The organism is Trinickia dinghuensis (assembly GCF_003367175.1).
Classification (GTDB): domain Bacteria; phylum Pseudomonadota; class Gammaproteobacteria; order Burkholderiales; family Burkholderiaceae; genus Trinickia; species Trinickia dinghuensis.
This window is the reverse complement of sequence record NZ_QRGA01000011.1, coordinates 270,631-296,618: the sequence shown is the minus strand read 5'-3', so window position 1 is coordinate 296,618 and position 25,988 is coordinate 270,631. Positions and strand designations below refer to the sequence as shown.

Sequence of the window (25,988 nt, the reverse complement as noted above, 5' to 3'; positions counted from 1 at the left end):
ACACGTCGGACTCTTCCTTCGCTGACGGACCGGCCGGACGAAGGGGCGGCTCGTCCCGGCACCAATAACCTCATTCTATGGGAAGCCGGCGCGGATTACCCGCCAAGTATGCGCGTGCCTAGGCACGGCGTCCGCTTATGATGCCCTGTCGACGCATGTTCGACGATGCTTGCTCAAGTGCTCGGCCGATGGCGCGTGCGGCGCTCGAAACGCAGCGTCATCAGCACGGCGACGCTCGCGAGGCCCGCCGCGAGCCCCCACCAGAGCCCGCGCGGGCCGAACCCGGCGTGAAACGCGAGCAGGTACCCGGTTGGAAAGCCGATGGCCCAATAGCCGAACGCGGCGGCGAGCATCGGTACGCGCGTGTCCTTGAGCCCGCGCAGGCAGCCCGAACCGATCGTCTGCATCCCGTCGACGATCTGAAACAACGCGGCCACGCGCAGCAATGAAGTGGCGATCGAGACGGTTTGCGCGTTGGCCGGATCGTCCAGCTTCAGGTAGAGGCCGACGATGGCGTGCGGCGCAACGGTGAACAGCAGCCCCGACATCGACATGTAGGCGACGCCGAGCCCGAGCGCCACGAAGCCCGCATGGCGTGCGGCGACGCGATTGCCGGCTCCCATCCAGTAACCGACTCGCACATTGGCCGCCTGCGCGATCGCGAGCGGCACCATGAACGTGACGGAGCTGACGCTCAGGGCAATTTGGTGCGCGGCGAGCGGCTTCTCGCCCATCAGGCCGATGAATAGGCCCGTACAGAGAAACAGCATCGATTCGACGCCATAGGTGATCGCGACGGGCCAGCCGATCGAGAACAGCTCGCTCATGACCGGCATCGTCGGGCGCTTGGCGACGACGAAGTGCTTGAAGCGCTGCCGTCCGTGCAGCAGCGCGACGAGCGCGATCGCGCTGAGCCAGACGGTGACCGTCGTGGCCGTGGCCGAGCCGAGCAGGCCGAGCCGCGGCAGGCCCCAGGCGCCGTGAATGAGCCCGTAATTGAGCACGCCGTTGAACACCACGCCGACGAGCGAGACCCAGAGCAGCCGCTTGGCCGCGCCGATGGCCGGCAGGAAGGAGCGCATCATGCCGACGCCGATGAGGCTGCCGAGCGAGGCGAAGCGCAGCACGCCCGTGTAGGCGCCGACGTCGTGCGCGAGCGCGGCCGGCTCGCCGAACGCGAGCAGGATCGGCTGCGCGAACGAGAGCAGCACGAAAGCCGGAATCGCGAGCAGCACCGACAGCGCAAGACCCGTCCAGTAGATATGCGGCACGCGATGGTCGGCCTGCGCGCCGCGCGCGTTGGCGACCGTGACGCTCACGGAGCTCAGCACGCCCTGCAGCAGCGTCACGATGACGAAGAAGATGCCCGCGCCAAGACCGCCCGCGGCGAGCGCGTCGGCGCTCAGCGAGCCGAGCAGGATCGTATCGGTGACGCCCATCGCCATCTGGGACAGCTGCGCGATGGCGAGCGGCGCGGCTAGGCGTGCGGTGTCGGCAGCGTGGCGCGACAACGGCGGCGGGGCCGGCGTGGCGGCGGCCCTAGTAATCGTGGACTCGGACATGGCGAAGCGATCGAGGCGCAACGGGCCGTCAGCGCATGACGCGAGCGCGGCCCATGTTGTTTTTTTATCGGAAACGAAGAGCTTATTGCTTCCGTGCGCGGCTGTCGATGGCGACGGTGCGTAGTCGTTGAGATATGAGACTTTTCCGCTTTCGTTGCTTCAGCTTGCCTCTAGAACGGCGATGCGCGTATCCCCGAGGATGACGACTTGGCCCGCGCGGATCTTGCACGTTTTGCGCAGCTCGACGCGGCCGTCGACCTTGACCTCGCCCGACGCGACGAGCCCCTTCGCCGCGCCGCCGCTGTCGGCCAGGCCCATCAGCTTGAGCAGGTTGTGCAGTTCGACGTGATCGCCCGTGAGCGTGAAATTGAGATTGGCCATGGCGATAAGCCGTCGTGCGGCGCGAAAGCGATTAGGGCACGCATCATAAGCCACGCTGCGGCCTAGAGAAAGATGAAAGATGCGGGTTCGTTTGCTCGTCCCAGTGCTTGCAGTCCGACCATGTATGCCTATACAGTATGTGCGTCGCCGTCCGCGCCGATTTGCGGCTCCGGCGCTTGCTAGTTCGAACGATCGACGGTCTTCCCGTGTCCCCAATTTCTGCCGCTGCCCAGCCGGAGTTTTCCGCGCCGAGCACCCCTTATCTCGAAAAGCTGAACGACGCTCAGCGGGCCGCCGTCGAGCACGGCATTGGCGATCGCGCAAGTCCAGGCGGCCCGCTGCTCGTCATTGCGGGCGCCGGCTCGGGCAAGACGAATACGCTGGCTCATCGCGTCGCGCATTTGCTCGTGAAGGGTGCCGATCCGCGGCGCGTGCTGCTGCTCACGTTTTCCCGCCGGGCCGCGCAGGACATGACGCGGCGTGCGACCCGGATCGCCGCGCAAGCGCTCGGTACGCGAGCCGACTTGGCGCAGGCGCTGACCTGGTCCGGCACGTTCCATGGCGTCGGCGCGCGTTTGCTGCGCGAATACGCGGATTCGATCGGGCTCTCGCCCGCATTCACGATCAACGATCGCGAAGACTGCGCCGATCTAATGAACGTCGTGCGCCATGAGCTTGGACTCTCGGCCAAGGAGCGCCGTTTTCCCGTGAAGGGAACGTGCCTCGCGATCTATTCGCGCGTCGTCAACACGGGGGCGGCGTTGTCCAGCGTCCTCGAACAGGCGTTTCCTTGGTGCCGCGAGTGGGAGCGCGATTTGCGCGCGCTGTTCGCCGGCTACGTCGCGGCCAAGCAAACGCAAGACGTGCTCGACTACGACGATTTGCTGCTCTACTGGTCGCGCATGGCGGCCGAGCCGTCGATTGCCGCCGATCTCGGGCAGCGGTTCGATCATGTGCTCGTCGACGAATATCAAGACACGAACCGCCTGCAGTCGACGATCCTGCTGGCGATGAAGCCCGACGGTCGCGGGCTCACCGTGGTGGGCGACGACGCGCAGTCGATCTATTCGTTTCGCGGCGCGACGGTGCGCAACATCCTCGATTTTCCGGCGCATTTCACCCCCGGCGCGGCGCGCGTCACGCTCGAGCGCAACTACCGTTCGACGGCGCCGATTCTCGCTGCTTCGAACGCGGTGATCGGCTTGGCCGCGGAGCGGTTTACGAAGGATCTTTGGACCGATCGGGCCTCGGCGCAGCGCCCGCGGCTCGTGACGGTCGCGGGTGAGGTCGAGCAGGCCCGCTATGTGGTCGAAGCGGTGCTGGAGGCACGCGAGGCAGGGATGAAGCTCAAGGCGCAAGCCGTGCTCTTTCGCGCCGCCCACCATAGCGCCGCGCTCGAGCTGGAACTGGCGCGGCGCAACATTCCGTTCGTCAAATTCGGCGGGTTGCGCTTTCTCGATTCAATTCACGTGAAAGACGTGCTGGCGGTGCTGCGCTGGGCGCAGAACCCGCGTGATCGCGTGGCCGGATTCCGCGTTTTGCAGTTGATGCCCGGTGTCGGGCCCTCGACGGCCGGCCGCGCGCTCGACGCCGTCGCGGCGGCGGGTGCGCTGCCGGCGGCGTTGAGCGCCTTCGCGCCGCCGCCGCGCGCGGTGGTCGATTGGGCGCCGTTTTCGGCGCTGATGGATGAAGTCGGCGCGTCGCGCACGCCTTGGCCGGCCGAATTCGAGCAAGTGCGCCGCTGGTACGAGCCCCATCTCGAACGCAATCACGAAGACGCGGCCATGCGCCACGCCGACATCCTCCAGATGGAGAGCCTGGCCGCGACGTTCCCCACGCGCGAGCGTTTCCTGACCGAGCTGACGCTCGATCCGCCCGATGCCACGAGCGGCGAATCGGGGGTGCCGCTCGTCGACGAGGACTACCTGATTCTCTCGACGATCCATTCGGCCAAAGGGCAGGAGTGGCGCAACGTGTTCGTGCTCAACGGCGTCGACGGGTGCATTCCGTCGGATCTCGGCACCGGCAGCCAAGACGAGATCGAAGAGGAGCGGCGCCTGCTATACGTGGCCATGACGCGGGCGAAGGAGGATCTGCACATCGTCGTCCCGCAGCGCTTTTACGTGCATAACCAGAGCGCGCTCGGCGATCGCCACGTCTGGGCGTCGCGTACGCGGTTCATTCCCGAGGCGCTGCTCGGCTTGTTCGACGTGCACGCCTGGCCACGCGTGCTGGACGCCGCCCCGCCCACGCCGGCGGGGCTGGCCGCGGCCGCGAAGGCGCGTGTCGATATCGCGGCGCAGCTCAAGTCGATGTGGGATTGACGCCGGCGCTCGATGCGGGCGTCGACCGAGGTGAAACTCGCACGGACTTTAGGCCGGCAGATGCAGGCCTGAGCCTGGCGGCCCCTGGTCTAGCGATCGGAGCGGCAGGCGCTCAGCGGGGGCGGCGCGGTTCGGCCGCGCGCGGTTGCGGCTGCCGGGGCGGGGGCATGAAGAAGCTGCGCATCCACGCGGCCATGCGCGAAAAGATGTCGTACGGCTCTTCGACGAAGATCTCCGGCTTGAGCAGCCGCAGATACTCCAGGATCTGCTGCGCTTCCTGCTTTTGGAACGAGCCGTGCGCGAGCCCGAGCTTGAGCAAGCCGCGCAGTTCGCCGAGCTTTTCGCGCGCGGTGCTGCCGATGCTCGTTTCGCAAGCGATCTTTGCCTCGTAGACACGCTGGCGCAGCGATTCCGCGAGCCGCCAAGCCGGCGTCTGCATCTTTTCCTCGAGCGATAGGATGTCGCGCGCCGTCGACTTGATCTGCGCCGCAAGCGGATCGACGAGCGCGGCGTCGCCGCCGGCTTCCTTGACGATGGCCGAGGCCCAGTCGCGGGCGGCCTTCGCGACCTCGTCGGACGTCCATTCGGAGCGCACCGCGAAGCTGAATCCGAATTCCTCGGCTTGGCGCATCAGAATGGCCACGACGTCGGGGAACTCCTTCTCCAGCGTGCGTTTGGCCCAGGCGTACTGGCCCCCTTGCAGCATCCGCTGCACGGCGGCCTCGGTCAGCGGCACCATGTTGTCGAGCAGCTTCGCTCGCAGGAAGTCCTCGAACGAAGGCGTCGCGAATTGCGGGTCGAGCTTGAGCGACACGCGCATGAAGGCGTCGAAATCCTTCTGCAGCGAATTGAGCGTCTCTTCTCGAAGGGAAAGGGTAATTTGACCCATGGCTTGTCCTGATCGCGCGTCCCCCGTCGGGGGCCGCCGCGGCGTTTCGCGCAGGCACCCTACGGTCGAGCCGGCACGGCGCCCCCAAAACTGGCGGACCCGCTCGATGGCCGGCGCTTTTACGGTTTTTGCATGCGCGTTTCGGGCCGCTGCCGACGCCGGGCGCCGGCGCGCCCCCCGCGCCGCGCGGCCAAGAAGCGCGCTTCGACTGAATAACGGCGATCGAGCGCAGAACTTGAGGCCGAATAGACGATATCGTCGGACGGATAGGGCCGGCGGCGTGCTTCGCGTGCGGGCGCAGGCGTTTCGGGCACCGAGGCTCGGGCTCAGGCTCAGGCTCAGGCGCCTTGGGTACCTAGGCGCTAGTGCATGACCAAGCCTTGCCACGCAAAAAACACCGCGAGCCCGACGGCGATGGTCAGAAGCGGTCGGCGCGTCACGGCGGACACCGCGCAGGCGGCGAGGGCGCCGACTAGCTGCGGGTTGCGCCACGTGAGTTCGGGTGCACCGCCGTGGGGCGTGACGGCCATCGGCACGATGATGGCCGTCAGGACGGTCACGGGCACGAAGCCGAGCGCCGTGCGCACGAGCGGCGGGAACACGATGCGCTCGCCGAGCAGAAACACCGTCGATCGGATCAGGAACGTGACGATAGCCATGCCGAGGATCAGGACGACGTAGCTCATGGCGCGAGCTCCGCGGAGCGATCGGCGTGGGCCGAGGTAGCACGTTCGGCGCCCTCGGCACGTGCGGCCCGCTCGTCGGCTTGGCCGGGATGCTTTGTTGCGCCGGGCTGCCGGCCGGACCGGCTGCGGCCCGCTCCGCCGTCGGCGGCCCAAGGCCGCGAGAGTACGACGCCGACGGCAACGCCCGCCGCCACCGCGGCCAGCAGGCCGAGCTTATACGGCAAACCGGCGCAGGCGAGGGCGACGACGCCGGCCGTGGCGGCCGATGCGATATAGCGCAGCGAAACGAGCTGCGGCACGACGATGGCGATGAACGTCGCGACCATCGCGAAGTCGAGCCCGAGCGATTGCAGCCTCGGGAAGGCCGCGCCGAATAGCAGCCCGGCCAGCGTCCAGATCTGCCAGTTCACGTACATGGCGAGACCCGAACCGAGAAAGTAGTGGGGTCCGATTTCCCCGGGCGGCGCGTGGCGATAATGCGCGTAGGAGACGGCGAACACTTCGTCGGTGAGCAGGCCCCCCAGCGCGAGCCGCCAGCGCACGGGCAAGCGCGCGACGTAGGGTGCCAGCGTCGCGCTGTAGAGCACGTGACGGAAATTCACGATCAGCGTCGTCGCCCAGATCACGGCGAAGCTCGCATGCGCCGCGATGAGGCCGAGCGCGATGAACTGCGACGAGCCGGCGAAGACGGCAAGCGACATCAATTGGCCATGCCAGAGGCTCAAAGGGCCGGCGGTGACGAGCGTGCCGAAAATGATGCCGAACGGGGCGGCGCCGACCATCATCGGGATCGTGTCGCGGGCGCCGTCGATGAATTCGTTGAGCGGAATGCGCGGTTTCAAAAGAAAGTCCTCCTACTGCGCGCAGGATAGCGTTCGCTTGCGGGGCGGCGCTTGTACGTTCTTGCTTTGGGTAGTGGTAGGGACGTGTTTGGGGCGGGCTCCTACGAAAGCTGCTCGGATCGGCGTGTCTATCGTCCGAGCATCCCTTGGGCCAGCGTGCTTCCCGGCAACGGGCGCCTCAGCGCCCCGGGCCGTTGCCCGCCTGCCATCGTCCGGGCGGGACGCCGAACATGCGCCGGAAGTGCCGTGTGAAATGGCTTTGATCGGTGAAGCCGCAGGCCGCGGCGACGTCGGCGACGGCGACGCCTTCGCGCAGCGGCGCCAGCGCCCGCTGCAGCCGCAATTGATTGCGCCAGGCATGGGGCGGCATGCGCGTGGCCTGGGTGAACAGCCGAGCCGCGTGAAACGCGGACAAGCCGACGTCCGCGGCCAGTTCGCTCAGGCTCAGCGGTTCGGTCAGGTCGGCCGCGAGCCGTTCTTTCATCAGCGCGACGCGCGGCGGATCGATGTTCGGCTGGCGCGCATCGGTGTGGCGCAATGCGTGGCGCACGATCAGGGTCGACATCGCGTCGATGAGCGCTGTCTCCGCCGCGAGCGGGTCGCCGTGCAATGGGAATGGGCCACCGTGCGCTGAGCCGTTCAGGCCCTCGAGCAGCCGGTGGGCGCGCGCGACGCGGGCCGCGAGATCGGGATCGCGGATCACGTCCGCCGGGAACCACGGCATCGGCTGGGGCGCGGCCGCGATGTCGCCGGTGAGCTCGGCCATGAAATCGACCGGGATGTAGAACACCCGATAGCGCCAGCCCACCTCCATCGCACGCGACCCGGTGTGGACTTCGCCGGGATTGATGACGGGGACGGTGCCGGCCTCGGCGACGTGATGGCCGCCTTGATAGGCAAACATTTCCGCGCCGGCCTCGATGACGGGGACGGCATAGGCTTCGTGCCAGTGCGGCGCGAACTCGTGTTCGCGGTACTCGGCCGTGACCATGTCCCCGCCGGGCACGAGCGGCGAGCGCCAGTAGTGCGCGCAATCGCGGAAGAGGGGCTCGTCCATGGTCGGCATCGGTTTGGCGGGCGGTGCGGGCGCGGCGTGCGTCAGCGCAGCGGGATCGTCGTGCCGGCCGGCATCGGAACGGCGCTGACGCTGTTCTTGGCGCTGCCCGAGACGACGCGGTCGCTGTACGTCAGGTAGACGAGCGCGTTGCGCTTCGCATCGACGATGCGCACCACGTGCAGTGTCTTGAAGATCAGCGACATGCGTTCGGAAAAGACGTCGGCTTGACGTTTCAACGGGCCGTCGAACTTGATCGGGCCGACTTGGCGGCAAGCGATCGAGGCTTCGGTCGGATCCTCCGCGATGCCGAGCGTGCCCTTGATTCCACCGGTGCGGGCACGGGAGACGAAGCAGGTGATGCCGGCGACGTCCGGATCGTCATAGGCCTCGACGACCACGCGATCCGAGCCCGTGATGTGGAAATTGGTGTTGACGCTGCCGATTTCCTCGGCGTGCGCGGGCAGCGCGGCGCAGGCAAGCGCGAAGCATGCAGCGAAGACGATCGAAAGCGGCGAAAGATGAGTGCGGTGCATGGCGAGTGAGCGATGGCGCGGATTGCGCGGCGATTGGGTGGGCCATGAAAGCCGGGCGATGAACGGCCGAGCCGGATTGGGCCGACCTGCGGACGTTCGCACGGCGGGACCGCGTACGGCATACGTTGAACGGTATCACAACGGCCGGTGGCAAGCGTCTAGGCCGGACGGCCAATGTACGGCCGATACGGGTTGCGCGGCCGATAGCGGATGGGCCGACCGTGAATGCAAAAAGGGCCCGTCGTATCAACGACGGGCCCTTTTGCTGGAGCTTTTGGCTCCCCGACCTGGGCTCGAACCAGGGACCTACGGATTAACAGTCCGGCGCTCTACCGACTGAGCTATCGGGGAACAACGTGCTACGTGAAAATCGTTACCGCGTAAAAAAGCCCGCTATGACGAACGGGCTTTTCCATTCATTCTTTGGCTCCCCGACCTGGGCTCGAACCAGGGACCTACGGATTAACAGTCCGGCGCTCTACCGACTGAGCTATCGGGGAACAACAACAGCAGAGAAGCGAGATTTTATGTACTGACTCTCGCCCTGTCAATACCCGTAGGCATCTTCGCGACGGTTCCAGCGTCTGGCCCATCGCCGCGGTCGAGCCGTCGCATGCGAGCGGTCGGGTATCGCGCCGCACCGGCGAACACCCGTGCGCGGACGCGGCAGCCTCTTATCGCTCGAGGAGTTGGAGCTTTTCCTGGATATCCTTGAACTCGTCCGCTTCGGGCAGCGGCGACTTCGTTTTCGTGATGCTCGGCCAAATCTTCGCGAGTTCGGCGTTCAGCGGGGTGAACTGTTGCTGATCGCCGGGTACGTCTTCCTCGGCGTAGATCGCGTTCACCGGGCATTCGGCAACACACACGGCGCAGTCGATGCATTCATCGGGGTCGATCGCGAGGAAGTTGGGACCTTCGCGAAAGCAGTCCACCGGGCAGACGTCGACGCAGTCGGTATAGCGGCATTTGATGCAGCTTTCGGTCACAACGTGAGTCATTCAAGCTCCTGCAGGTATCTGGGGAAAATGCGAATTAGCAAACGGCGTATTGTAACTTAACGCTCTCGCCACGATGTGCCGGGGGGCTTCATCCCGTTTAGATCGATTCGTGATTAGTTTATGGGATGGGGCCGGTATTCCCGGGATGGGGCCCGTATCCCGTACACATCGCGCGCGAGTTCGCGCCGCGCTCGCCCACCGCGCGCCGCCGTGCGGTAACATGCGGCGATCCCATCGGAGATGGGCGGCGCACGGCGTGCCGCCCGACCGCGTGCCTCGGTTAAGACCATGATCATCACCTCGCTGCTCGACACGGATCTCTACAAGTTCACGATGATGCAGGTCGTCCTGCATCAGTTTCCCGCGGCCAACGTGGAATATCGCTTTCGCTGCCGCACGCCGAACGTGAACCTCGTGCCCTATATCGAGGAGATTCGCGACGAAGTGAGCAAGCTGTGCGAACTGCGCTTCGCTGAAGACGAACTCGACTACCTGCGGGCGATGCGCTTCATCAAGAGCGACTTCATCGACTTTCTCGCGCTGTTCCATTTGAACGAGAAGTACATCTCGATCGAGGCGTCGCCCAAACACAACGGCGAGATCGAGATTTCGATCCAGGGCCCTTGGCTGCACACGATCCTGTTCGAGATTCCCGTGCTCGCGATCGTCAACGAGGTCTACTTCCGCAATACGCAGCGCGACCCGGACTATGCGATCGGGAGAGCGCGCTTGTCCGAGAAGGTCACGCTGCTCGGCGCCCGCCCCGAATTCGCCGATTGCAAGATCGCCGATTACGGCACGCGCCGGCGCTTCTCGAAACGCTGGCACGAGGAAGTGATCCTCACGCTCATGGCCGGCATCGGCGAGCAGTTCGCGGGCACGAGCAACGTCTTCTACGCGAAGAAGCACAACTTGACGCCGCTCGGGACGATGGCGCACGAGTATCTGCAAGCCTGTCAGGCGCTCGGGCCGCGGCTGCGCGACTCGCAGACGTACGGCTTCGAGCACTGGGCCAAGGAGTACCGTGGCGATCTCGGCATCGCGCTGTCCGACGTCTACGGCATGAAGGCGTTTCTGAACGACTTCGACATGTACTTCTGCAAGCTGTTCGACGGCGCGCGCCACGATTCGGGCGATCCGTTCCAATGGGGCGAGCGGTTGTTGCGGCACTACGAAGAGAACCGCTGCGACCCGCGCACGAAGGTGCTCGTGTTTTCCGACGCGCTCGACATCCCGAAGGTGCTGCAGCTCTACGAGCGCTTCCGCGGCCGCTGCCGGCTCGCCTTCGGCGTCGGCACGAATCTCACGAACGACCTCGGCTACAGCCCGCTGCAAATCGTCATCAAGATGGTTCGCTGCAATGGGCAGCCCGTCGCGAAGCTGTCCGATTCGCCGGGCAAGAACATGTGCGACGACAAGGCGTATCTGGCCTATCTGCGGCAAGTTTTCGGGATCGAAACGAACGTTGACGACGGCCCTGCCTGAGGCGGTCCGAGACATCGTTTTTTCGGCCGATCGGCCGATGTATCCCAAAAAAGAAGGCTCGTATAATCGGCCATTCGTTCGGCTCAAGACGGGGAATGCAATGGATACATCGGCGGCGCGGCGCAACATTCTCGCTCGAATCCGCTCGGCCTCGGGCCGTTCGGGGGAGCCCGAGCCGGGCGAGCGCGAGGCCGTTGCCGATTACCTCGCGCGGCATCCGCAGGGCCCGCGCCCGGAGATGCCGTCCGATCGCGAGGGGCTCACGGCGCACTTCGTCGAGGCAGCGCGGCTCATGGCGAGCACCGTCGAACTCGTGGAATCGCTCGACGAGGTGCCGGCCGCGGCCGTACGCTATTTGGCACAGCTCGGCGTCGCGCCGCGCGCCGTCGCCTGGGCCGCGCTGCAAGCGCTGCCGTGGGAGCAGGCAGGCCTTTCGATCGAATTCCGCAAACCCGAGAACAGCGATCTCGTTGGCATCACGGGATGTTTTTGCGCGACGGCCGAAACGGGCTCGCTCGTGCTGCTGTCGGGGCCCGAAACCGAAGCGTCGATGGCATTGCTGCCCGAGACGCATATCGCCGTCGTACCCGCCTCGCGCATCGTGGCCGGGCACGAGGAGGCGTACGCGCTGATGCGCCTGGAGCGCGGCGAGTTGCCGCGTGCCGTGAATTTCGTATCGGGGCCGTCGCGCACCGGCGATATCGAACAAACGATCGTGCTCGGGGCACACGGCCCTTATCGCGTGCATACGATCGTCGTGCGCGGCGCGTGAACTGAGTGCGGGCACCGGCACCGGCACCGGCATCTTAGCCGGGGCGAGGTTCGTCGCCTCCTGCTTCACGAACTACCAAGAGGAAGGGCATGACTGAAGGACAGGCCGCTTGCGCGAGCAAGGCGGCGGCGAGTGCATTTGTGGTGATGGTTGCCGGCTGGTCTCGCGCAGCGTCGGCAGCGTCGGCGATGCCGGACGGCGCGTCGTTGGGGCCGCATTGGGCCTTGCCGTTCGCTGGCATTTTGCTCTCGATCGCGCTCTTGCCGCTCATCGCGCCGCAGTTCTGGCATCGCCATTTCGGGAAGATCTCGGCCGCATGGGCGATGGCCTTTCTCGCGCCGTTCGCTTACGCATTCGGCATCGGGGCGGCCGCCGATGCGCTCGCCCACGCCCTCGTCGCCGAATACGTCCCGTTCATCGTCTTGCTGACGGCGCTCTACACGGTCGCGGGCGGCATCTGCGTGCGCGGCGCGCTGCATGGCTCGCCGCGCGTCAATACGGCGCTGCTCGCGCTCGGCACGGCGCTGGCCAGCATCATGGGCACGACGGGCGCGGCGATGCTGCTGATTCGGCCGGTGCTGCGCGCGAACGAGAATCGCAAGCACGTCGTGCATGTCTTCGTCTTCTTCATTTTTCTCGTCGCGAACGCCGGGGGCTCGCTCTCGCCGCTTGGCGATCCGCCACTGTTCCTCGGGTTTCTGAACGGCGTCGATTTCTTCTGGACGACGCGCCATCTCGCGTTGCCGATGCTGTTCATCTGCGCGGTGCTGCTCGCGCTGTTCTACCTGATCGACACCTACTACTACCGTCGTCCCGGCGAAGCGCGCGCGCCGGAACTCGACCCGGCGCCGGAGGCGGCCGGCATCGTCGTCGAGGGCAAGCGAAACTTCGTGCTGCTCGCGATCGTGATCGGGCTTGTCCTGATGAGCGGACTATGGAAGCCGGGCATCGTGCTCCATGTCTTCGGCGCGCATCTCGCTCTGCAAGACGTCGTACGCGACGCGTCGCTCGCCGTGCTGACGCTGGTGTCGCTCCTCATCACGCCGCGTACGGCGCGCACGGGCAACGCGTTCACCTGGGCGCCGATCGAGGAAGTGGCGAAGCTCTTCGGGGCCATCTTCATTACGATCGCACCGGTGGTCATGATGCTGCGGGCGGGCGAGAACGGCGTGTTCGCCTCGGTGCTGCATCTCGTGACGGACAGCCACGGCCGGCCCATCGACGCCATGTACTTCTGGGCGACGGGTATCCTGTCGTCGTTTCTCGATAACGCGCCGACGTACCTCGTGTTCTTCAATCTCGTGGGCGGCGATGCACACGTGTTGATGAACGCCGGTGCTTCGACGCTCGCGGCCATTTCGGCGGGCGCGGTGTTCATGGGCGCGAACAGCTATATCGGCAATGCGCCGAATTTCATGGTCAAGGCGATCGCCGAGTCGCGCGGCGTGCGCATGCCGAGCTTTTTCGGTTACCTCGGATGGTCGGCCGCCGTGCTGATCCCGGTGTTCCTGCTCACGACGTGGCTGTTCTTTTGAATTCGGAAGGAAGGGTGATATCCATGCAGAAGATTCTCGTTGCGCGTCCGATCTTTCCCGACGTCGTCGAGCGTTTGAGGCAGTACTTCGATGTCGATTGGAACGACGGGCCCGCGTTGCCGCTCGACGAGCTCGCACGCCGGCTTGCCGATAAAGACGGCGCGCTGACCGCGGGCGACCGGATCGACTCGGCGATTTTCGCGGCGGCCCCGCGCTTGCGCGCGGTTGCGAATATGGCCGTCGGCTACAACAACTTCGACATCGATGCGTTCAACGCCGCGGGCGTGGTCGCGACGAACACGCCCGATGTCCTCAACGAAGCGACGGCCGATTTCGGCTGGGCGCTGATGATGGCGGCGGCGCGGCGCGTCACCGAAAGCGAACATTGGCTGCGCGCGGGCAAGTGGGGCGCGTGGCGCTATGACGGTTTCCTCAGCGCCGATGTTTACGGCTCGACGCTCGGCATCATCGGCATGGGGCGGATCGGACAGGCGCTCGCGCGCCGGGCGCGCGGCTTTTCGATGCGCGTCGTCTATCACAACCGCTCGCGGGTAGCGCCGCAGATCGAGGCGGAGCTCGGGGCTCAATACCTGTCGAAGGATGATCTGCTGCGGCAAGCCGATCACGTCGTGCTCGTGGTGCCGTACAGCGTGCAAAGCCACCATACGATCGGCGCGGCCGAACTGGCGCTGATGAAGCCCACGGCGACGCTGACGAACATCGCGCGCGGGGGTATCGTCGACGATGCCGCATTGGCAGATGCGCTGCACGAGCGCCGCATCGCCGCCGCCGGGCTCGACGTGTTCGAGGGCGAGCCGAGCGTGCATCCGCGGTTGCTGACCGCGCCTAGCGTCGTGCTGACGCCGCATATCGCGAGCGCGACCGAATCCACGCGCCGGGCGATGGCCAATCTCGCGGCCGACAATCTCATCGCCGCGCTCGGCATGGGGCCGCGCGCGGGTCAGCCGCCCAATCCGATCAACCCCGAAGTGTTGGGACGCGCGCGTTCATGACGACGATTCTCATGGCGGCGCTCGTTTGTGCCGTTGTGCTGCTGGCCGTCGCTTTGGCGATCTCGGTCCGAAGCGCGAGCCGCACGAACGAGCGCGAGGCGTTCGCCGAGCTCGGTCAACGTATCGAAGCGACGGGTCAGACGCAGGGCCGGGCTTACGAGCGGCTCGAGCGCGAGCTGCGCGGCGAGATGGCCGAAACCTCGCGCCTTTCCCGCGCCGAACTCGGCGGCGGTTTCGCGCAGTTTCAGCAGACGCTTGCCGCGCAATTGACGAGCGTGGCCACCGTGCAGAATCAGCAGATCGACGGTTTTGCCAAGCGCCTTGTGCAACTGACGGAGACGAACGCGGCTCAACTCGGCGCGATGCGCGACAGCCTGCAGCGGCACGCGCACGAATCGCGCGACGAGCAAGCGGCGGTGCTCAAGCGCTTCGGCGATACCCTGGCTCAGCAGCTCGCGCAGCTCGTCGAAGCGAACGACCGGCGGTTCGCCGAAGTACGCGCGACGCTCGAGGCACGGCTCAAGGATATCGAAGCGAACAACGCGACGAAGCTCGAGGAGATGCGCCGCACCGTGGACGAAAAGCTCCACGCCACGCTCGAGCAGCGGCTCGGCGAATCCTTCAAGCTCGTGTCCGACCGGCTCGAGCAGGTGCACCGCGGGCTAGGCGAGATGCAGTCGCTTGCGGCCGGCGTCGGCGATCTGAAAAAGGTGCTGACGAACGTGAAGACGCGCGGCACCTGGGGGGAAGTGCAGCTCGAAGCATTGCTCGAGCAGATGCTGACGCCCGATCAATACGCGAAGAACGTCGCGACGGTGCCGAAGAGCACGGAGCGCGTCGAATTCGCCATCAAGCTGCCGGGGCGGACGGAAGGCGCAAGCGGGCAGGGCACGGCCGCGCCCGTCTGGCTGCCGATCGACGCGAAGTTTCCGCGCGAGGACTACGAACGCTTGATCGATGCACAGGAGCGCGCCGATCCGGCGGCCGTCGACGAAGCCTCGCGCGCGTTGGAAGCACGCGTGCGGGCCGAGGCGCGCACGATTGCTGAAAAGTACGTGGCGCCGCCCCATACGACCGATTTCGCGCTGCTGTTCTTGCCCACCGAAGGGCTGTATGCCGAGGTGCTGCGCCGCCCGGGGCTCAGCGATCAATTGCAGCGCGACTATCGCGTGACGATTGCCGGGCCCACGACGCTGACGGCGCTCTTGAACAGCTTGCAGATGGGCTTTCGCACGCTGGCGATCGAGAGACGGTCGAGCGAGGTGTGGCAGGTGCTCGGCGCGGTGAAGACCGAGTTCGGCAAGTTCGGCGATGTTCTGGCGAAGACGAAATCGCAGCTCGAAACGGTGACGCGCTCGATCGAGGCGGCCGAACGCCGCACGCGGGTGATGAATACGAAGCTTCGGGAAGTGGAAGCGCTGCCCGGCGAACACGCGGAAGGGCTGCTGGGCGACACTGGCTCGGGCCAGCAAGAGCCCGAGGCCTGAACTATGGCGTGAACGCGGGTACGGCTTCGCGGCCCGGCCCGCGCGGTGATACGTGCCTGCGGTGTTGCGGCGTGTTTGCGCCGCGCGCGATGTTTCAGGCTGCGCCGGCGAGCCGGTTCAAGGCCTCGTCGGTGACACGCACGATGCGCCAATCGGGCAGCACCGTCGCGCCCATCTTCGTGTAGAAATCGATGGCGGTCTGATTCCAGTCGAGGACCGACCACTCGAAGCGTCCGCATTGGCGTTCGACGGCGATCGCCGCGACGCGGCGCAGCAGTGCCGTCCCGACTCCGCTGCCGCGCAGCGCGGGCTGAACGTAGAGATCTTCGAGATAGAGGCCGCGCCGGCTGAGGAACGTCGAAAAATTCTGGAAGTAGAGCGCGTAGCCGACTATCTTGCCGTCCTGCTCGGCAACGAGCGCTTCCGCTGCCGGACGCGCGCCGAATAGCGCATCGCGCAGCATGTCCTCCGTCGCCACGAACAAGTGCGTCAGTTTTTCGAATTCGGCTAGCTCACGCATCAAGCCGAACACGCCGGCAATGTCGAGCGGCGTGGCGTTGCGAATGACATCGGCCATGACGTTAGGCTTCCTCGGGTGCGTCGGACAAGACGATTTCGATGCCGCCGAAGCGATCAGCCACCCAGTTGTAGACGTGGCAGGCAATCCAGAGCAGCACGAAGCCGAGGATCGCATTGAGCAGCAGGGCGCTGAAGAAGATCGTGCCGATCTCGACCGACCCCTGGCGCAAATACGTCACGAGTGTGCCGAGCAGGACGATCGGCGTACTGAAAATGACGTAGACGAGGATGAGCGCCTTGGCGGTTTGTCCCGGCGCGATCGATAGGATTTGTTTTTTCATTGGTCTAGGCCTCGTTGAGAGACGATGTGCTATCCGGAAATTGGGCGGTTGGCGTTGCGCCCCGGTCAGACGAGCCCTTCGAAGGGGATGATGTCGACGGGTGCGCCGGCCGCGACGTCGCCTTGGTCGTGGCCCAGTACGATGAAGCAATTGGCTCGGCTCATCGAACTGAGGACGCCGGACCCTTGCGCGGGCGTGGGCACCACGCTCCATTGGCCCGCGCCGTCGCGCGTGGCAACGCCGCGCAGAAACTCGGTGCGTCCCGGCCGTTTTTTGATCGGCGCGCTGCTCGCGGCCGCAAATTGTAGCGGCCCTGGTGCGTTCGCGCCCGACATTGCGATTAGCGCGCCGCGCACGAACTGATAAAACGAGACCATGACGGCAACGGGATTGCCGGGCAGTCCGAAGAAGAGTGCGCCGCCCTCGCTCGAGGCGTGGGCACCCGCCGATAGACGGCCGAACGCAAGTGGGCGTCCGGGCCGCATCGCGAGCTGCCAGAACGCGACGTCGCCGAACGTTGCCGTCATGCGTGCGGTGAAGTCCGCATCCCCCACCGACACGCCGCCGGAGGTCAGCACAACGTCGACGCATGCGGCGGCGGCTCGCAGTGCGGCTTCGATCGCGCCGGGTTCGTCGCGGACGACGCCTAGATCGAGCACCTCGACGTTCATGCGCGTGAGCATCGCGTACAGCGTGTAGCGGTTGCTGTCGTACACGCAGCCCGTATCGAGCGGCTCTCCGACCGAGCGCAGTTCGTCGCCGGTGGAGAAGAACGCGACGCGCACGCGCCGGCGCACGGCGACTTCCGCGACACCGAGCGACGCGAGCAGGCCGAGGTCGGCCGGGCGCAGGATGCGGCCCGCTTCGAGCGCGGCGCGCCCACGCGCGAGGTCTTCGCCGGCTCGCCGGCAGTTGGCGCCGCGTACGATCTGCCGCGTATCGAACGCGACGTTGGAGCCGGTCCGGGTGACGAGTTCTTGCGGCACGACCGTATCGCAGCCGGCCGGCATCGGCGCGCCCGTCATGATTCTGACGCATTCGCCCAGGCCGCAGGCTCGGTCGAACGGATGACCCGCGCGTGCCTCGCCGGCCACGACGAGCGTGAACGGCGCTTGGCCCTCCGCGGCAGCGCCGCTGCCCGAGAGCGCGGCGCCGTCGAACGCGTAGCCGTCCATCGCGGCGTTGTCGTGCGCGGGGACGTCGATCGGGGAGACGATGTTCTCGGCCAGCACTCGGTCGAGCGCCGCGCGCAAGGCGACGCGCTCGACCGCCTCGACGGGCCTGACTGCTTGCCGGATGAGGGTGCGCGCGGCGTCGACGGGAAGCGGATTCGGTGCGGCCGCGCGAGCTTGGCCGGAGGTGTCGTTGGAGATCGTCATCGAAGATGGGGCGCGGCGCGCGCCGGGCGGGCCTGTCACCGCGTGTCTCGGTCGATCTAATCTAGCTGTCGCGCTCGGCGTGGCGCGTCGAGCGTTCGTTCGAGATCGGCGAGATCATGCAAAGAGTTGGCATTGTAAAACGCGCGCTCGTCCGCAAACGGCACTTCGACGTGCTTGTGGCGCGCGTACCACGTGCGAACCTTGCGTTCGCCGGCGTCGAGGTAGGCCGCTAGATCGTCGGCGAGCGTTGCGCGCACGAGCGCGACGACGGGGTGGAGCGAGACCTGTCCTATCGCGTCGACAGTCGCCGCGACGGCGGCATCGGCCTCGTTGGCGTCGAGTGCGGCGAGTAGCCGCACTGCCAGATCGGCCGGCAAGGCGGGCGTGTCGCACGGCACGCACAGGACGAACTCGGTCGACGCCGCGCGCAGCCCAGCCAACAGCCCGGCCAGTGGCCCCGGAAAATCGCGGGTTGCGTCTTGAACGACGCGCGCATCGAACGGCGCGCCCAGCCGAGCGTAGTCGATGAGATGGCGATTCGCGCTGATCAGCAGCGGGCCGACTTGTTCGGCGATGCGCCGGACGACGTGCAGTGCGAGCGGCTCGCCCGCCAGCGGCTGCAGGCCCTTGTCGGCGCCACCCATGCGTGTGCCGCGGCCGCCGGCGAGGAGCAGTCCGGTCATGCGCGAACGCATGGGCGACGCGGTAGGTGATGGATTCGCCATGGCGGGCTTGGCCTCGGGGCGCTAACCGCCGATATACGACATCTCGACGGGCCCGTTGCCGCTGCGCGCGGCATCGGCGGCGGCGCTGCCGCGCAGCTGCGAGTAGCGATCCTCGCGCGCTTGCCAGATGCGGCCGATAGCCGTGGCGATCTCGTCGTCGGTGGCACCGTTGCGTACGAGCGCCCGCAAGTCATGGCCGCCCGAGGCGAACAGGCAGAGGTACAGCTTGCCCTCCGTCGATAGGCGTGCACGCGTGCAGGTGCCGCAGAAGGCGCGCGTGACGCTCGAAATGACGCCGATTTCGCCGCCGCCGTCCGCATAGCCCCAGCGCTGCGCCGTCTCGGACGGCGTGTGGGCTTCGAGCGGCACGAGTGGAAAATGTTCGGCGATGCGGGCGACGACATCGGCCGACGGCAGCACTTCCGCCATGTTCCAGCCGTTCGACGTGCCGACGTCCATGTATTCGATGAAACGCAGGACCGTGCCCGAGCCTTTGAAGTGCCGCGCCATCGGCACGATTTCGCCGTCGTTCGTGCCGCGCTTGACGACCATGTTCACCTTGATCGGCGCGAGCCCGACCGCCTGCGCGGCCGCGATGCCGTCGAGTACCGCGCTCGGGGCGAAGTCGGCGTCGTTCATGCGCCTGAACAGGGCGTCGTCAAGCGCATCGAGGCTGACGGTCACGCGGGTCAGTCCGGCGTCTTTCAAGCTGCGCGCTTTACGTTCGAGCAGCGAGCCGTTGGTCGTCAGCGTGAGGTCGAGCGGCCGTCCGTCCGGCGTGCTCAACGCCGCGAGCCGTTCGATCAGACGTTCGAGGTCCTTGCGCAGCAGCGGCTCGCCGCCCGTAAGACGGATTTTGTCGACGCCGTGCGCGACGAACACGCGTGCGAGCCGTTCGATTTCCTCGAACGTCAGCAGCGCGCTGTGCGGCAGGAATGGATAGTCCTTGTCGAAGACGGCGCGCGGCATGCAATAGACGCAGCGGAAGTTGCAGCGATCGGTGACGGAGATGCGCAGGTCGCGCAGCGGTCTGGCGAGCTGATCGGCGAGCGTCCCGCGCGCGGCGAGCGGCGTTCCGGCGATGTCGGGTATCGCGCTGACATCGGCGACGGGAATGATGCGACGAGACATGATGAAGCAAAAAACGAGCAGAAGCCCATTCTATCCGAACGCTTCGAAGCCGGCGGGCATTGCCCGCCCGATGGTGCGGATAACGTCAAAAATGTGACGTATTTCCATGGATGGATGAACAGCGCCCGCTCGTGAACCGTACCCTAAAAGTTGGACGTCGGTCTAATCTTTTAGGGTACGTTCATGGCGAGCCGAAAAAAAGCCCGCCACGAAGGGCGGGCTTGTCAAGCTAACGAGCGCCTGAGCGCTTCGGAAGCTGAGGATGCGGTTTAGGCGTTCCGGTGCGTCTCGACCTGCTGCATCGGGGTCGAGTCGGCCGGCGGCAGCGGCTTGCGCTCGCGCGGCACGCGTGCCGGGGCGGGCGCTTGCGCGGCGGCTTCCTGGGCGGCGCGCAGCTTGTCGGCGTCGGTATTGACCCAGACGAGGCCCGCCGATTCGAGCATCGGCTTCAGATCGGCGGCGGACAAGCCGTTTGCCCGCGGGCTCGGCTTGGTCGCGACTTCGATCGACGCGGGCCGCTGCACGATTTCCGTGACGGCGCTGGCGGCTTCGAGGGGGGCCGATGCCGCGCTCGCGACCGGCTCCGCCGAAACGACCGGGGTCGGCTCGACGATAGGCGTCGGTTCGACGACGGGCGCGGGGGCGGGCACGGCTTCGATGACGTGCGTGAGCGCCGACTCGGGCTCTGCGGCCAGCGGCGCGGGCGCGGCGGGTGCGGCCGGGATGGCGTGGGCATGCTCGACCGGCGTGGCCTCAGGCTCGCTCGGGGCCGGCGCTACCGGTGCTACCGGGGCAGCTTCCGTCTCGCTCGGGGCCGACGCTACCGGAGCAACCGGAGCCGCCGCCGCAGTGGCCGGCGCTTCGGGCAGCGGCGTAGCGATCGGCGCGTGCGTCGGTACCGGTGTGACCACGACGTCCTCGGTGTGCGCTTCGGCTTGCTGCGGGGCAGCCTCGGCGATCGTCGCGTGTGCATGTGCCGGAGCTTGTTCATGCGCTTCGCCTGCTGCTTCGAGAGCGGGTGCCTCTTGCGGCTGCACGGCGGACGCGGACCCTTCGGCTTCGGCCATGTCGGCGGCCAGCGTTGCGTTCACGCCTTCTTCCTCGCGCTCGCGACGGCCACCGCGACGGCCGCGGCGGCGGCGACGACGCTCTTCGCCGTCACGTGCCGCGGTTTCCTGGTCGGGGGCGGGTACTCCGTCCACCACCGCGCCTTCGGCGGTTTGTGCCTCGACACGTGCGGCGGCTTCCGCGATTACCTCGGCCTGCGGCTTGCGGCGTTCACCGCGCTCGGGACGCTCTTGCCGCTCGCCGCGCTCAGCGCGATCGACACCGCGCTCGCCGCGTTCGCTACGCTCGGGACGTTCACCGCGTTCACCGCGTTCACCGCGTTCACCGCGTTCACCGCGCTCCGCACGCTCACCGCGCTCCGCACGCTCACCGCGTTCGCGCCGCTCCTGGCGTTCGCCGCGCGCCGTGGCTTCGACTGCCTCGGCGCGTTCTTGCCCGCGCTCGCGCGACTCGCCTCGACCTTCGCGGCCCTCACGGCCTTCTTTACCTTCACGCTGCTCGCGGGGCGGGCGTTGCGACGGCTGCTGCTGCTGCTGCTGGCCCGTGCGTCCGCCGACGGCGGATTCGGTACGAGCCGCGCCTTCGCGTCCGCCGGTGCCCCGGCGGTTGCGGTTGCGATCACCGCCGCGCTCTTGACGCTCGCCGCGTTCGGCGCGCGCCGGACGTGCCGGTTGAGCCGGCTCGGGTGCCGGCGCCGGCGCTGCGCCCTGGGCGCCGCCGAACAGGCTCTTGATCCATCCGAAGAATCCGCCCGTGCGCGGGGCGGCTGCGGCGACGGCCGGCGCGGCCGCGGCTTGCGGGCGCACCGGTGCGCTCGGCGCGGGCCGCTCGGGCGTGATGCCCTTGACGGCGGCTTCCTGCTTCGGCTTCACTTCTTCGGCGCGCTTGCTGTAGGCCGTCTCCGATTCGAGTTCGCGAGCGGCTTCCTCGGCCATCTTCCACGATGCGCGCGGCTCATCCAGACGCGAATCGTCGTGACGCAGGCGCTCGAGCTTGTAGTGCGGCGTATCGAGATGCTTGTTCGGAATGAGGACGACGCCCACCTTGAAGCGCGACTCGATCTTGTTGATTTCCTGACGCTTTTCGTTGAGCAGGAAGGCGGTGACTTCGACCGGCACCTGGCAGTGGATCGCCGCGGTGTTTTCCTTCATCGCCTCTTCTTGAATGATCCGCAGCACTTGCAGCGCGGACGATTCCGTATCGCGAATATGACCCGTCCCGTTGCAGCGCGGGCAGGTGACATGGCTGCCTTCGGACAGGGCGGGGCGCAGGCGCTGGCGCGACAGCTCCATCAGGCCGAAGCGCGAGATCTTGCCCATCTGCACACGCGCGCGGTCGTGCTTGAGCGCGTCTTTCAGGCGTTGCTCGACTTCGCGCTGGCTCTTGGCCGATTCCATGTCGATGAAATCGATCACGATCAGGCCGCCGAGGTCGCGCAGGCGCAACTGGCGGGCGACTTCGTCGGCGGCTTCGAGGTTCGTGCGCGTGGCCGTTTCCTCGATATCGGCGCCCTTTGTGGCGCGCGCCGAGTTCACGTCGATCGCGACGAGCGCTTCGGTGTGATCGATGACGATCGCGCCGCCCGAGGGCAGCGGCACCGTGCGCGAGTACGCGGTTTCGATCTGATGCTCGATCTGGAACCGCGAGAAGAGGGGCACGTCGTCGTGGTAGCGCTTCACCTTGCCGACGTTGTCCGGCATCACGATATCCATGAAGGCGCGGGCCTGGTCATGGATTTCGGTCGTATCGATGAGGATTTCGCCGATATCGGGCTGGAAGTAGTCGCGGATCGCGCGGATGACGAGGCTCGATTCCAGATAGATCAGCATCGGCTGACCGGTCTGGCCGCTTTGCGAGGCGGCTTCGATCGCGCGCCACAGCTGCATCAGGTAGTTCAGGTCCCACTGCAGTTCTTCGGCGCTGCGGCCGATGCCGGCCGTGCGCGCGATGATGCTCATGCCGTCGGGCAGCTGCAGCTGCGACATCGTTTCGCGCAGTTCCTGGCGGTCGTCGCCCTCGATGCGGCGCGAGACGCCGCCGCCGCGCGGGTTGTTCGGCATCAGCACGAGGTAGCGGCCGGCGAGCGAGATGAACGTGGTCAGGGCTGCGCCCTTATTGCCGCGCTCTTCCTTTTCGACCTGAACGATGAGCTCTTGGCCCTCGCGCAAGGCGTCCTGAATGCGCGCGGAGCGCATGTCGACGCCTTCCTTGAAGTACTGGCGGGCAACTTCCTTGAACGGCAGGAAGCCGTGGCGGTCTTCCCCGTAGTTGACGAAACACGCTTCGAGCGACGGCTCGATGCGGGTCACGATCCCCTTGTAGATATTGCCTTTGCGCTGTTCGCGCCCGGCGGTTTCGATGTCGATGTCGATGAGTTTTTGCCCATCGACGATGGCGACGCGCAACTCTTCCTGCTGCGTCGCATTGAACAACATGCGTTTCATTGAACGGCTCCAGAGCGGCGTCGCCATGCAAAGCCCAGCCGGAACGAATCCGGCCGAGCGACGCAAGGGAGTGCGCGCCGCATCCTTATTGTGTTTTCACAAGCACGCTGGAGCGGGAACGATGGCGGGGAGAATTGCCTGAGAGGACTCGGTATGGCCGATCAAGGCCGCGAGCCGCATGGGCGCATGCGAACACGGCTTCAAATAACGGCGCGACACGGGGCGTGTGCCGAGCGCTCGGGTGATCCACACAGGAATCCGGCGCACCGTTCGATGCCCGTGCCGGACCCGGGAAAGCCGCGCCGCGTGTGGCGGTGCGAAGCCCGATGCATGCTCGATACGCCACGCGGCGTGTCTAGCCAATTTTTTGACGTCGCCGAGTATCCCGCTTCACGCGGAACACCTAGGGGCGCTCGCCGTAGGTTTCGCTATCGGGAGCCTGGTTTCGCTCGACATCGAGCGATACTGCCGAGGCTCGCCTGATAAATTCTTTTTTACCAAAATTCCGTTACCGTCGGCATCGACCGGACCGAACGCGCCTATGGGCGACGTCCCTGCCGCGATGGATGCCGTGCGTGCAACTCGTTGCTACTCGATTCAGGGCGAGCAACCGGCCCTTGGGTGCAGCCAAGCAAGTAAAATAACAGGTTCTTGCATCACCCTGCACAATCCGGGCGAGGGGCCGCGAAAAATGGCGACACGCACGGATGGCTGGGCAAATTATATTCAGAATGAATGAGTTAGGCAAAATATCCCAGAAATCGGTCGCACCCGACCAGGTCTCGATGATACAGGTGGACGACGGTGTCGCCGGGCAACGCATCGACAATTTTTTGCTGCGTGTCTGTAAAGGCGTCCCGAAAAGTCATATTTATCGGATCCTGCGCAGCGGGGAAGTGCGCGTCAACAAGGGCCGCGTCGACGCCAAATACCGGCTCGCGGTGGGCGACATCGTGCGCGTTCCGCCCATCCGCGTCGCTCAGTCCGATGCATTCGAGTCCGGCCCGGCGGTGCCGGTGCCGCCGGCTCATTTCGAGATTCTGTTCGAGGACGAGTACCTCATCGCGATCAACAAGCCCTGCGGCGTCGCCGTTCACGGCGGCAGCGGCATCGCGTTCGGCGTGATCGAGCAGATGCGCGAGGCGCGTCCGCTCGGCAAGTTCTTGGAACTCGTTCACCGGCTCGACCGCGAAACGTCGGGTATCTTGTTGCTTGCGAAGAAGCGGGCGGCGCTCGTCGGCCTGCACGAGCAGATCCGCGAAAACCGGATGGACAAGCGCTATTACGCGTGCGCTCACGGGCAATGGGAAAGCGGCTGGGGGCGCAGGCGCGCGGTCAAGGAGCCGCTTTACAAATACCTGACGCCGGAAGGCGAGCGCAGGGTGCGCGTGCAGCCGGACGGCTCGCCCTCGCACACGGTGTTCAACCTCGTCGAGCACTGGCCCGGGTACGTGCTTGTCGAGGCCGAACTGAAGACGGGCCGCACGCACCAAATCCGCGTCCATCTGGCGCACCTGGGGCTGCCGATCGTCGGCGACGCGAAGTACGGCGACTTCGCGCTGAACAAGGCGCTCGCGCGAGCGAACGCGCGTCCGTCGATCAAGCGCATGTTCCTGCACGCGCATCGGTTGCGTCTGACGCATCCGATCACGGGCGAGCCAATGGAGCTTTCCGCCCCGCTGCCGGACGAGTGCCGGCGTTTCCTCGATCAACTGACTGACTTGCGCAACGAGACGCACCCCGATGCCCCGACAGCAATTTGACCTCATCGTCTTCGACTGGGACGGCACGCTTATGGATTCGACGGCGCACATCGCGCGCAGCATCCAGGCCGCCTGCCGCGACCTCGGGCTGCCCGTGCCGGCCGACGACGCCGCGCGCTACGTCATCGGTCTCGGCTTGCGCGATGCGCTGCAGATCGCCGCGCCCACGCTCGATCCGGCCGACTACCCGCGCTTGGCCGAGCGTTATCGCTTCCATTATCTGGTCAAGGACGCACAGACGGAGCTGTTCGACGGCGTGCGCGAACTGCTGGCCGAGCTGCGCTCGCAGGGCTATCTGCTGGCCGTGGCCACGGGCAAGAGCCGGGTCGGCCTGAACCGGGCGCTCGACGAAGTGCGGCTCACGAGCGTGTTCGACGGCACGCGCTGCGCCGACGAAACCTTTTCGAAGCCGCATCCCGCGATGCTGCAGGAGCTCACGCGCGAATTGGGGCAAGATCTCGAGCGAACGGTCATGATCGGCGATACCACGCACGATCTCCAAATGGCCGTGAACGCCGGCGCGGCCGGCGTCGCCGTCACCTACGGCGCCCACCCGGCCGAGTCGCTCGCCAAGCTCGAGCCGCGTTTCGTCGCCGACAGCGTGGGCGCGCTCGGCGATTGGCTGCGGGAGTACGCATGAACGCGGGCGAGCGGCAGGCCATGCGCGTGTGCGCCGCAGGCGATCTCGTCGACGGCGGCGCAGGCGTGCGGCGTGCGGCGCGCTATCTCGACGGCGACGCCGTCGTGTTCTTCGTTCGCTACGACGGGCATGTCTACGGCTACCTGAACCGGTGCGCCCATGTGCCGATGGAACTCGACTGGGTCGAGGGCCAGTTCTTCGAATCGTCGGGCTTATACTTGATGTGCGCCACGCATGGCGCGATTTATGCTCCCGACACCGGGCGCTGCGTCGGCGGTCCGTGCCGCGGGGCGCGGCTGCGCCGGATCGAGGTCGAAGAGCGCGACACCCCCGAGGGCCGCGCCGTCTTCTGGCTGCCGGATGGCGATCTGCAGCCGGCGCCGGCCGATGAGCAACGATGCTGAACGCTTTTCC

The 25,988-nt window shown here is 66.4% G+C and carries 23 protein-coding genes and 2 tRNA genes; 9 read left to right on the top strand and 16 right to left on the bottom strand.

Annotation, left to right across the window (positions count from 1 at the left end; all coding sequences use genetic code 11):
* Positions 1 to 173 precede the first annotated feature (173 nt).
* Both DWV00_RS21010 and DWV00_RS21005 read right to left on the bottom strand, forming a co-directional pair.
* Positions 174 to 1,562 (bottom strand): MATE family efflux transporter, encoded by a 1,389-nt coding sequence (locus tag DWV00_RS21010; RefSeq protein WP_115535522.1) that lies wholly within the window; start codon positions 1,560 to 1,562, stop codon positions 174 to 176.
* 159 nt (positions 1,563 to 1,721) lie between these two features.
* A complete protein-coding gene (locus DWV00_RS21005) occupies positions 1,722 to 1,943 on the bottom strand; it encodes an RNA-binding S4 domain-containing protein (RefSeq protein ID WP_115535521.1) in 222 nt (73 codons plus the stop codon).
* A gap of 137 nt (positions 1,944 to 2,080) precedes the next feature.
* Between DWV00_RS21005 and DWV00_RS21000 the strand changes: the two genes are divergently transcribed.
* Entirely contained in the window at positions 2,081 to 4,267 is a 2,187-nt protein-coding gene (locus DWV00_RS21000; RefSeq protein ID WP_115535520.1) for an ATP-dependent helicase, read from the top strand.
* Between the two features lie 112 nt (positions 4,268 to 4,379).
* Here the strand turns inward: DWV00_RS21000 and DWV00_RS20995 are convergent, their stop codons facing one another.
* The 8 genes from DWV00_RS20995 to fdxA form a co-directional block, all read right to left on the bottom strand.
* Positions 4,380 to 5,156, bottom strand: a complete 777-nt coding sequence (locus DWV00_RS20995; RefSeq protein ID WP_115535519.1) for a DUF4088 family protein — start codon at positions 5,154 to 5,156, stop codon at positions 4,380 to 4,382.
* Positions 5,157 to 5,518: 362 nt separating this feature from the next.
* Positions 5,519 to 5,842 (bottom strand): AzlD domain-containing protein, encoded by a 324-nt coding sequence (locus tag DWV00_RS20990; protein ID WP_115535518.1) that lies wholly within the window; start codon positions 5,840 to 5,842, stop codon positions 5,519 to 5,521.
* On the bottom strand, positions 5,839 to 6,624 hold the full coding sequence (locus DWV00_RS20985; RefSeq protein WP_115535579.1) for an AzlC family ABC transporter permease: 786 nt from the start codon (positions 6,622 to 6,624) through the stop codon (positions 5,839 to 5,841). The genes DWV00_RS20990 and DWV00_RS20985 overlap by 4 nt, the downstream gene beginning before the upstream one ends.
* Before the next feature lie 238 nt (positions 6,625 to 6,862).
* Entirely contained in the window at positions 6,863 to 7,741 is an 879-nt protein-coding gene (locus DWV00_RS20980; protein ID WP_115535517.1) for a helix-turn-helix domain-containing protein, read from the bottom strand.
* 41 nt (positions 7,742 to 7,782) lie between these two features.
* Positions 7,783 to 8,274: a CreA family protein gene (locus DWV00_RS20975; protein ID WP_115535516.1), complete on the bottom strand. Its 492-nt coding sequence runs from the start codon at positions 8,272 to 8,274 to the stop codon at positions 7,783 to 7,785.
* 275 nt (positions 8,275 to 8,549) lie between these two features.
* Positions 8,550 to 8,625, bottom strand: a tRNA-Asn gene (locus tag DWV00_RS20970).
* A 73-nt stretch (positions 8,626 to 8,698) separates the two neighbouring features.
* Positions 8,699 to 8,774 (bottom strand) — tRNA-Asn (locus DWV00_RS20965).
* Between the two features lie 174 nt (positions 8,775 to 8,948).
* Entirely contained in the window at positions 8,949 to 9,272 is a 324-nt protein-coding gene (fdxA, locus tag DWV00_RS20960) for a ferredoxin FdxA (protein ID WP_115535515.1), read from the bottom strand.
* A gap of 288 nt (positions 9,273 to 9,560) precedes the next feature.
* Here fdxA and pncB point away from each other — a divergent pair, with 288 nt between their 5' ends.
* The 5 genes from pncB to DWV00_RS20935 all read left to right on the top strand — a co-directional run bounded on the left by pncB (position 9,561) and on the right by DWV00_RS20935 (position 15,564).
* Positions 9,561 to 10,757 carry a nicotinate phosphoribosyltransferase gene (gene pncB, locus DWV00_RS20955; protein ID WP_115535514.1) on the top strand — a complete coding sequence of 399 codons (1,197 nt, stop codon included), beginning with the start codon at positions 9,561 to 9,563 and terminating at the stop codon, positions 10,755 to 10,757.
* A 100-nt stretch (positions 10,758 to 10,857) separates the two neighbouring features.
* Entirely contained in the window at positions 10,858 to 11,529 is a 672-nt protein-coding gene (locus DWV00_RS20950) for a LutC/YkgG family protein (protein WP_115535578.1), read from the top strand.
* A gap of 146 nt (positions 11,530 to 11,675) precedes the next feature.
* Positions 11,676 to 13,064, top strand: coding sequence for a sodium:proton antiporter (locus tag DWV00_RS20945; RefSeq protein ID WP_245964969.1), 1,389 nt, complete (start codon positions 11,676 to 11,678; stop codon positions 13,062 to 13,064).
* Between the two features lie 23 nt (positions 13,065 to 13,087).
* Positions 13,088 to 14,077, top strand: a complete 990-nt coding sequence (locus DWV00_RS20940; protein ID WP_115535512.1) for a 2-hydroxyacid dehydrogenase — start codon at positions 13,088 to 13,090, stop codon at positions 14,075 to 14,077.
* Complete coding sequence (locus DWV00_RS20935) at positions 14,074 to 15,564, top strand: DNA recombination protein RmuC (RefSeq protein WP_115535511.1); 1,491 nt, start codon at positions 14,074 to 14,076, stop codon at positions 15,562 to 15,564. Before DWV00_RS20940 ends, DWV00_RS20935 begins: the two co-directional genes overlap by 4 nt.
* A 94-nt stretch (positions 15,565 to 15,658) precedes the next feature.
* Here the strand turns inward: DWV00_RS20935 and DWV00_RS20930 are convergent, their stop codons facing one another.
* The 6 genes from DWV00_RS20930 to DWV00_RS20905 all read right to left on the bottom strand — a co-directional run bounded on the left by DWV00_RS20930 (position 15,659) and on the right by DWV00_RS20905 (position 23,171).
* Entirely contained in the window at positions 15,659 to 16,141 is a 483-nt protein-coding gene (locus tag DWV00_RS20930; protein ID WP_115535510.1) for a GNAT family N-acetyltransferase, read from the bottom strand.
* 4 nt (positions 16,142 to 16,145) lie between these two features.
* Positions 16,146 to 16,424, bottom strand: a complete 279-nt coding sequence (locus DWV00_RS20925; protein ID WP_115535509.1) for a hypothetical protein — start codon at positions 16,422 to 16,424, stop codon at positions 16,146 to 16,148.
* Between the two features lie 65 nt (positions 16,425 to 16,489).
* Positions 16,490 to 17,803, bottom strand: coding sequence for a molybdopterin molybdotransferase MoeA (moeA, locus tag DWV00_RS20920; RefSeq protein ID WP_115535577.1), 1,314 nt, complete (start codon positions 17,801 to 17,803; stop codon positions 16,490 to 16,492).
* 56 nt (positions 17,804 to 17,859) lie between these two features.
* Positions 17,860 to 18,486: a molybdenum cofactor guanylyltransferase MobA gene (gene mobA / locus DWV00_RS20915; RefSeq protein ID WP_425452810.1), complete on the bottom strand. Its 627-nt coding sequence runs from the start codon at positions 18,484 to 18,486 to the stop codon at positions 17,860 to 17,862.
* Between the two features lie 63 nt (positions 18,487 to 18,549).
* Positions 18,550 to 19,659, bottom strand: a complete 1,110-nt coding sequence (gene moaA, locus DWV00_RS20910; protein WP_115535507.1) for a GTP 3',8-cyclase MoaA — start codon at positions 19,657 to 19,659, stop codon at positions 18,550 to 18,552.
* A 269-nt stretch (positions 19,660 to 19,928) separates the two neighbouring features.
* The gene (locus DWV00_RS20905; RefSeq protein WP_115535506.1) at positions 19,929 to 23,171 is read right to left on the bottom strand and encodes an Rne/Rng family ribonuclease; all 3,243 of its coding nucleotides are present in this window, start codon (positions 23,169 to 23,171) and stop codon (positions 19,929 to 19,931) included.
* A 731-nt stretch (positions 23,172 to 23,902) separates the two neighbouring features.
* Between DWV00_RS20905 and DWV00_RS20900 the strand changes: the two genes are divergently transcribed.
* The 3 genes from DWV00_RS20900 to DWV00_RS20890 are packed head-to-tail and all read left to right on the top strand — an operon-like array spanning position 23,903 to position 25,978.
* Positions 23,903 to 24,934 carry an RluA family pseudouridine synthase gene (locus DWV00_RS20900; RefSeq protein ID WP_115535505.1) on the top strand — a complete coding sequence of 344 codons (1,032 nt, stop codon included), beginning with the start codon at positions 23,903 to 23,905 and terminating at the stop codon, positions 24,932 to 24,934.
* Positions 24,915 to 25,574, top strand: a complete 660-nt coding sequence (locus DWV00_RS20895; protein WP_115535504.1) for an HAD-IIIA family hydrolase — start codon at positions 24,915 to 24,917, stop codon at positions 25,572 to 25,574. Before DWV00_RS20900 ends, DWV00_RS20895 begins: the two co-directional genes overlap by 20 nt.
* Positions 25,571 to 25,978 (top strand): Rieske (2Fe-2S) protein, encoded by a 408-nt coding sequence (locus tag DWV00_RS20890; RefSeq protein ID WP_115535503.1) that lies wholly within the window; start codon positions 25,571 to 25,573, stop codon positions 25,976 to 25,978. Before DWV00_RS20895 ends, DWV00_RS20890 begins: the two co-directional genes overlap by 4 nt.
* The last annotated feature ends 10 nt before the right edge of the window (positions 25,979 to 25,988 follow it).